The 7458-nt window shown below is 66.4% G+C and carries 6 protein-coding genes; 2 read left to right on the top strand and 4 right to left on the bottom strand.

From position 1 onward, the window contains the following. Positions 1-530: 530 nt before the first annotated feature. The 3 genes from AC5P6E_RS18845 to AC5P6E_RS18835 all read right to left on the bottom strand — a co-directional run bounded on the left by AC5P6E_RS18845 (position 531) and on the right by AC5P6E_RS18835 (position 4771). The gene (locus tag AC5P6E_RS18845) at positions 531-2180 is read right to left on the bottom strand and encodes a phosphoethanolamine transferase (RefSeq protein WP_019338648.1); all 1650 of its coding nucleotides are present in this window, start codon (positions 2178-2180) and stop codon (positions 531-533) included. Continuing rightward, the gene (locus tag AC5P6E_RS18840) at positions 2177-2929 is read right to left on the bottom strand and encodes a phosphatase PAP2 family protein (RefSeq protein ID WP_019338647.1); all 753 of its coding nucleotides are present in this window, start codon (positions 2927-2929) and stop codon (positions 2177-2179) included. The genes AC5P6E_RS18845 and AC5P6E_RS18840 overlap by 4 nt, the downstream gene beginning before the upstream one ends. Positions 2930-3040: 111 nt before the next feature. Continuing rightward, positions 3041-4771, bottom strand: coding sequence for an ArnT family glycosyltransferase (locus tag AC5P6E_RS18835; RefSeq protein ID WP_216654092.1), 1731 nt, complete (start codon positions 4769-4771; stop codon positions 3041-3043). Positions 4772-4874: 103 nt separating this feature from the next. On the opposite strand from AC5P6E_RS18835, the gene AC5P6E_RS18830 reads away from it, so the two are divergent. Together AC5P6E_RS18830 and AC5P6E_RS18825 are read left to right on the top strand one after the other, a co-directional pair. After that, complete coding sequence (locus AC5P6E_RS18830) at positions 4875-5588, top strand: response regulator transcription factor (protein ID WP_019338645.1); 714 nt, start codon at positions 4875-4877, stop codon at positions 5586-5588. Continuing rightward, positions 5575-6861: a sensor histidine kinase gene (locus AC5P6E_RS18825; RefSeq protein ID WP_495231213.1), complete on the top strand. Its 1287-nt coding sequence runs from the start codon at positions 5575-5577 to the stop codon at positions 6859-6861. The genes AC5P6E_RS18830 and AC5P6E_RS18825 overlap by 14 nt, the downstream gene beginning before the upstream one ends. Before the next feature lie 86 nt (positions 6862-6947). Here the strand turns inward: AC5P6E_RS18825 and AC5P6E_RS18820 are convergent, their stop codons facing one another. Then, on the bottom strand, positions 6948-7337 hold the full coding sequence (locus AC5P6E_RS18820; protein WP_010482807.1) for a VOC family protein: 390 nt from the start codon (positions 7335-7337) through the stop codon (positions 6948-6950). Between the last annotated feature and the right edge of the window lie 121 nt (positions 7338-7458).

The following is a 7458-nucleotide window of genomic DNA, read 5'->3' as shown; positions in this document are numbered from 1 at the left end:
CGTCCCTGACTGTCTGCCCCTCCACAACCACAAGGCGAACCGCCTCGTCCCTCATGCCCTGAGTGATCTGCTTTGCCATGGGTCTACCTCGATGCTTGAAATTGATCCTATCGAGTGTCCAAGTTGATTAGACCACCACAATCCGTCCATGGAGGCTCGGTCGCGCCATCCATGGCGCTCACGCCCCCGCAACCGGACCCACCCCGCCTTCGACAGATTTCCGCGACCTGTCATTGATCCACGCCATGCGTGGATGCTTTTCGAATTCAATTCGACTATTCGATTCCGATGGAAATTCATCCACGCATGGCGTGGATCTACCAGATCGGGACAATCTGTCAGAGGTGGAGCGGTGTCGGAGTGCGGGGTGTCAGCCGCATGGATGCGGCTGCCAAGCCTACATGGACGTACTTGCGGCGTCCCCGCATTCCGACACCGCCCCGCCAAGCCACGAATCGCCTGCTTCTGCTGTTGCCGTTGCTTGTGCAGTGGCCTCGGCGGGTGCAGGGCGCAGCCCTGCCGACAAACCCTCAACTCTCGCAGTTGGCGAACACGTCGCGATCGCGCTCGTACAGCGCCGTCTTCACCTGCATCAGGCCCAGCACCGACGGGAACAGGTTGTCGTGGTCGGTATAGGCCGCCGAACGCCTGCGCACGCATTGCAGGTCCAGCCCGCGGCTGCTGGCGAAGCCCGGCGAGAACCACATCGTCATCGGCACCCGGGTCTGCTCGGCCGGGGCGATGGCGTAAGGCACGCCGTGCAGGAACAGGCCCTTCTCGCCCAGCGACTCGCCGTGGTCGGACAGGTAGATCATCGCCGTGTCGTAGTCCTGCATGCCCTGCAGCGTGCCGATGGTCTTGCTCAGGAAGTGATCGGTGTACAGCACGGCGTTGTCGTAGCTGTTGGTGATCTCTTCGCGCGAGCAGCGGCCGATGTCACGGGTATCGCAGGTTGGCTTGAAGCGGGCGAAGGCGGCCGGATAGCGCTCGAAATAGGCCGGGCCATGGTTGCCCAGCTGGTGCAGCACCACCACGCGGTCGCCGGACTTGGCACGCACCTGGGTGGCCAGGTCCTGCAGCAGGATCTCGTCCATGCAGCGGCCGTCGGCGCACAGGCCCGGGGTGGTCGCATCGGACAGCGACTGGAACTCCAGGCCTTCGCATACGCCCTTGCATCCGGACTGGTTGTCACGCCACAACGGTGCGATGCCGGCACGGTTCAATACGTGCAGCAGCGACTGGTGTGCACGGATCTTCTTCTCGTCGTAGTCGTGACGGCCCCATGGCGAGAACAGGCACGGCAGCGAAACCTCGGTGCTGGTGCCGCACGAATGCATATCCGGGAAATTGACCACACTGGCCTGGGCCAGTTCCGGGGTGGTGTTGCGGCCACCGTTGAGGCCCCAGTTCTGTGCGCGCACGGTTTCGCCCATGACGATCACCAGCAGGCGCGGCTTGCTGGCAGGTGCACGCGGGGTGGCCTTGGCATCGGTACCGATCGGCAGCTTCGGCGCGCGCTGCACCGGGTTGTCGCCACGCAGTGCGCGCGGCATGCCCAGCAGCACGTTGGCCGGGGTGGCGAGGTAACGCACTTCGCGCTGGTTGCGCATCAGTGCCGAGACATCCTGGAACGAGATCAATGCGCCGCCTACCGCGGTCACTGCCGCCACCACCAGGAAGCCGACGCGCCAGAGCAGGCTGCGACCCCAGCTGCGGCGGCGCAGCTGCACGCGCCACAGCACGATCATCGGCAACACCGCCAGCAACAGCACCGGCCACACCAGCGACACGGTCATCAGCTCGCGGCTTTCCTTGGGATCGGTCGCCAGCACGTTGCGCAGCATGTCCGCATCCAGGTAGATGTGGTAACGGCTCATGTAGTGCGCAGCGAATGCAGTCACCAGCAGCAGCAGGCTGATCACCACCTTGGCGTTCCAGCGCCAGACCAGGATGCCCAGCAGCACGCCGTGCGCACCCAGCAGCAACAGCAGCAGCGACAGTGCGTAGCGCAGGCTGCCCGGATGGCTGGCCATCGCGCTGTGCCAGAACAGGCCGTTGCCGGCCACCGCAAAGAACAGGCTGGTCAGTGCAATCAGTGCTTCGGTGGACAGCTGCGGCCGCCAACGGCGAAGGTTCGCCAACGCGGGAAGGCGGGCGGGGCGTTGGACCGATGCACTCATGCGTTTGCCTCCTGGCGGTGGGGACGGTCCAGCTGACGGCGGATCAGGACATACAGGCCGAGCGAAAGCAGCCAACATATCAACGCAGTGGCAACGTCATGCGAAAGGAAATGTGCGCCCCGCAGCTGCTGGCTGATGCCGAACACCAGGCCAGCGCCGAGGCCGATCCACAGCCCCGCCCAGCGCCACGACGGGCGCCACAGCAGGGCGAAATAGTACAGACAGAGCCACGCATAGCCGGCGCTGGCATGCCCGGCCGGGAAGCAGGCCTGCGGCGCCATGCCGGCCGGGCGCAGGGTGAAAAGACCGATGAAAGGCTGGTGGCCGCCGTAGCGCAGCAGGTCCCAGGGGCATTCCATCGGCACCAGCGACTTCAGAAGGGAGATCACGCCCGTGCCCAGAGCCATGGCAATTACGACATAAAGCAGCGCCCACCGCAGGGTGCGATCGCGACCCTTTCGCCAGTGGTGGAAGCACAGCAGGATCGCCACGAGCGCAGCAGCCGTGCTCAGCCATTTGCCGGCCTTGTGCACCACCGTGCGGGTGATCCAGGCGTCCTGCAGCGCCCAGTGGCCGCCTTCAAGGCGGAACAGATGATCGGCCACCCATTGGTCGCCGCCGAAACCCATCAGCAGCGTAAACAACGGCAGACCGATTGCGACAGGCAGCCAGAGGTGAGTTACGGCAAATCGTGACGCCAGTGGCGATGTCGCAAGCGGCGCTACCGAATCAAGGGGACGGACGGGCATGCTGGGAAAGGGCGGTTCGGGAATCCGCGGTCATGCTCGTCACCTGGATGTCGGAGAAGGGTCGGACGCTCGTTCGTGCCGGGTTAATGCTTGCCCAGCACGTGCCGACGTTCAGTCTTCTTCGGCGGTCGACCCGGCCCGCTCGGCGTGGCATTGCGGGTTCCATGCGGTACCGGGAAGCAGTTGCCAACGGTTCCTGTTGGCAACACCGATATCGATCACCTTGCTCGGGTCCACGCACGGGCTCATCGCATCATCCAGCACCAGCAGCCAGCGCTTGTCCGGCGCCTCGGCCAGCCACGGCCCGGCGTCGTGCCACTGCTCGGCCCAGGGCCGCTTGAAGCCGAACTCGCGCACCGGCCGGTCGGCCTGCAGCAGGTTCTGCTCGCGCCAGGCCACCAGCGCCAGTTCGGCGTCGGGACCGATCCGAGCGCCGACCCGGCGCATCAGCGCCGATGCCGAGGCGAAGGGGTCCAGTGCAGGCATCAGCACCAGGCCGTAGAGCATCCACAGCATGCCGTGGGTCAGCAGCACCAGCGTCGCGGCACGACGTACCCGCAGCCACACGATCAGCGTGGCCAGGGCAATGGCGAAGGTCAGCAGGCCATCGCCCAGCACCGGCAGCAGCGTATCTGGCATGGCGCGGCGTTCCAGTTGCGCCAACGCCCACGGGTGCTCGGTCATCAGCATCACGCCGAGCACGCCGGTGGCCAGCATCAGCACCACGCTGTAGCCGAACAGGTAGCGGCGCACGCACAGGCGGCGCAACAGGCCGGGCAGCAGCGGTGCCACGGCCAGTGCCATTGCCGGCAGCATCGGCAACAGATACACCTCGCGCTTGCCCGGGCTGGCACTGAAGAACACCAGTACCAGCACCGCCCAGCCCAGCAGCAGCCATTGGCGACGGTCGCCACGGCGGATACGGCGCCACCAGGGCTTGAACAGCATCGGCAGCAGCAGGCTGCCCGGCAGCCATAGGGTCAGGATCACCTGCAGGTAGTACCAGGCCGGCTGCCGGTGGTGCCAGGCATTGGCGTAACGGGTACCGGTCTGCTTGAACAGCAGCTCATGCGCGTAGGCCTGCAGTTCGGCGCTGGGCGTGTGCAGCAGGGCCCAGCCCAGCGGCGCCAGCCACACGCCCACGCCCAGCAGGAACGCCGGGATCAGCCACAGCAGCGTTGCCGGGTGCGGACCCTCCACGCGGTACCCGCGACGGCGCTGGTACAGCCACCAGCCGAACCAGGGCAGCACCATCAGCAACGGCAGGAAACCCACGCCCTTGGTCACCGTGCCGACGCCTGCGGCGAAACCGGCCAGCCACAGCGCGGGCAGGTTACGACGTTCGCACAGGTGCCGCATCAAGCCCCACACGGCCACGGTGGTCATCCCCACCAGCACCATGTCGATCTGCGCACGCTTGGCCATCAGCCCGAACTGCAGGGTGCAGAACAGCGCCGCGAGGGCATAGATGGAATGCCGCGGTGACCACAGCCGCCGTGCCAGATCCGACACCAGCCACAGGCTCAGCAGGGCGCCCAGCAATGACGGCAGCAGGAACGACCACTGCCAGCTGCCGACCACCTCGTAAGCGGCCGCCTGCAGCCACATGAACACCGGTGGTTTCTCGGCATACAGCTCGCTGCCACGATGCGGCAGCAGCCATTGCCCGCTCTCGACCATGGTCCTCGCGGCCAGCACGAAGCGCGGCTCGTCCGGCGGCTGCGGCTGCCGAAGGCCGATGCCCGCTGCCAATGCAGCAATGATCAGCAGCCACAACAGGGGCAGGCGCCAACGGCGGGGCAGGGCTACGGGCACGGCAGGCTCCGGGAGCAAAACGGCCATTCTGAGGTGGCGGGGGTGGGAAAAGCGTCAGAAGGGGGCGGGACGACCGCATTCCGACATGGGCGGCGCTACCATGGTACGAACTTCTGTGGATGTTTCGTGCATGCGTCTGTTGGTGATCGAGGACAACCGCCAGCTGGTGGCCAACCTGTTCGACTATTTCGAGTCGCGCGGGCATGTGCTGGACGTGGCCCCGGATGGCATCACCGGTCTGCACCTGGCCGGAAGCCATCTCTACGACGCGGTGATCCTGGACTGGATGCTGCCGCGCATGGAGGGGCCGGAAGTGCTGCGCCGGCTGCGCGCCGAGCACGCGTCCGAGGTGCCGGTGATCATGTTGACCGCGCGTGATGAACTGCCGGACAAGATCGCCGGCTTCCGCGCCGGTGCCGACGACTACCTGACCAAGCCGTTCGCGCTGCCCGAGCTGGAGGTGCGGCTGGAAGCACTGCTGCTGCGTGCGCAGGGCCGCAACCCGCGCAAGCGCCTGCAGGTGGGCGACCTGGTGCTGGATCTGGCGACGCTGGAGGCCCAGCGTGAGGGCCAGGTGCTGCACCTGTACCCGGCCTGCCGGAAGCTGCTGGAAGTGCTGATGCGGGCCAGCCCGGGTGCGGTGACACGACAGCAGCTGGAGTTCGCCCTGTGGGGTGACGAGCCGCCGGATGGCGACCTGCTGCGCTCGCATGTCTACGAGTTGCGTCGCAGCGTTGACGGCCCGTTTGCAGAGAAGCTGATCCACACCCTGCCGCGGGTGGGTTATCGGCTGGCCGTGACCACCGGCAGCGACGCCGGCAAGGATACTGATGAAGGCGCGTAAGCCCGGGCCGCTGTACCGGCGCGTGCTGTGGTGGTTGCTGGGCTACCTGGCGCTGCTTTCGCTGGCGGTGTTCAGCGTCGGCAATTACGTGCATGAGCATGCCGAGCACGCTGCCTGGCGCGCGCTGCTCAATTCCGAACTGGACAGCATCGTCGAACATGTCGAGCACGAGCCGCATTACCGCTGGCAGGATTCGGACACGCTCAGCCTCTACCGCTTCGATGCGGTCAACCTGCCCGACAGCCTGCGTACCCTGCATCCCGGGCTGCATGACGGGGTGATGGTGAAGGGCCGCGAGACGGCGGTGATGGTGCGCGAGACCGAATCGATGGGGCGGGTTGCGCTGGCGCTGGACATCTCCGACTTCCACGATCTGGAGCAGTTCGCCACGCGCTGGGTGATGCTGGCGGGCGTGATCATGATCTTCGTCACCGTGCTGATGGCGTCCTTCGGCATGGAGCGGATGGTGCGCCCGTTGAGCCTGCTGGCGCAGTGCATTGCCGACCTGCGGCCCGGCGCGCAGGGGCAGCGCATCGAGGTCGACCCGCGTGGCAGCTCCGAGCTGCACACGATTGCCGGTGCACTGAACGATTACCTGGACCGCAACGAACAGTTCGTCGAACGCGAGCGGGTGTTCATCAGCACCGCCAGCCATGAACTGCGCACGCCGATCGCGGTGATGACCGGTGCCGCCGAACTGGCGCTGGAGCAACCGGGCCTGCCCGAGCGTGCGCGCCAGCAGATGCAGCGGGTACTGCGCACCGCGCAGAGCGTGGAGCAGCTGATCGAACTGCTGCTGGTGCTGGCGCGTGATCCGGCACGACTGGCGGCGCGTGCCGAGCGCATCGCGCTGGACCAGCTGCTGCCGGAGATCGTCGACGACCATCGCCATCTGTTGGGCGACAAGGACCTGAGCATCGGCATCCAGGCCGCGCCGGTGGACATCGTCGCGCCGCTGGCAGTGGTGCAGGCGGCGATCGGCAACCTGGTGCGCAACGCCATCGAGAACAGTGGCCGTGGCCACATCGAATTGCGGCTGAGTTCGTCGGCGGTGCTGACCCTGCAGGACCCCGGGCATGGCATGAGCCCGGAGGAGATCGCGGCCATCCACGCGCGGATGGCCCGTGGCGAGCGCGCCGATCGTGGCGGCGGCATCGGGCTGGATCTGATCGCGCGGCTCTGCGAGCACCTGGGCTGGACCCTGCAGCTGCAGCCCTGCGAGCCGCGTGGCACGCGTGTCACGCTCGATTTCAGTGCCTCGCGACCGGGCTGATCCGGCCGTCCTGGTAGATGCCAACCCTGGTGGGCATGCTGCCCGTCGACCAAGGTCGACGCCTACCCACGCAATGGCTGTCCGCGTCAACGCCCGTTCGGCCGCGCCACATGCTGGTCGATCAGGATCACGTTGCCGTCGGGATCGGCAAGCTGCAGGTAGCCGGTCCCCTGGCCATCGGGATCGGTGCGGACTGCCAGCGCGATGCCCCTGGCGTCCAGCTCCGCCTGCAGCTCGCGCACATCCTGGAAGTGGGTCAGTTCCTGCTTGTGCTGGTCCCAGCCGGGGTTGAAGGTCAGCAGGTTGCCCTCGAACATGCCCTGGAACAGGCCGATCACGGTGCCGTTGCTGCGCAGCACCAGCCAGTTCTGTGCTGGATCGCCGCCGGTGACCGAGAAGCCCAGGGCTTCGTAGAAGGCACGGGAGGCCGCGAGATCCTTCACCGAGAGACTGACCGAAAAGGCGCCAAGCTGCATGAGTAGGCTCCCTGAGGGGATGGAGGCGTGGTCGGCACTGCAGCATGACCCGGCGTGAAGACAATGTTAATCTCGACCCGCGCCGCTTTATGCGGCGCTTTTTTTTCTCCGCTCTTTCGAT

This window comes from Stenotrophomonas sp. YJH_SMC_16 (assembly GCF_059367875.1).
Note: the sequence above shows the minus strand (reverse complement) of the source record. Positions and strands in the feature narration are given on the sequence as shown.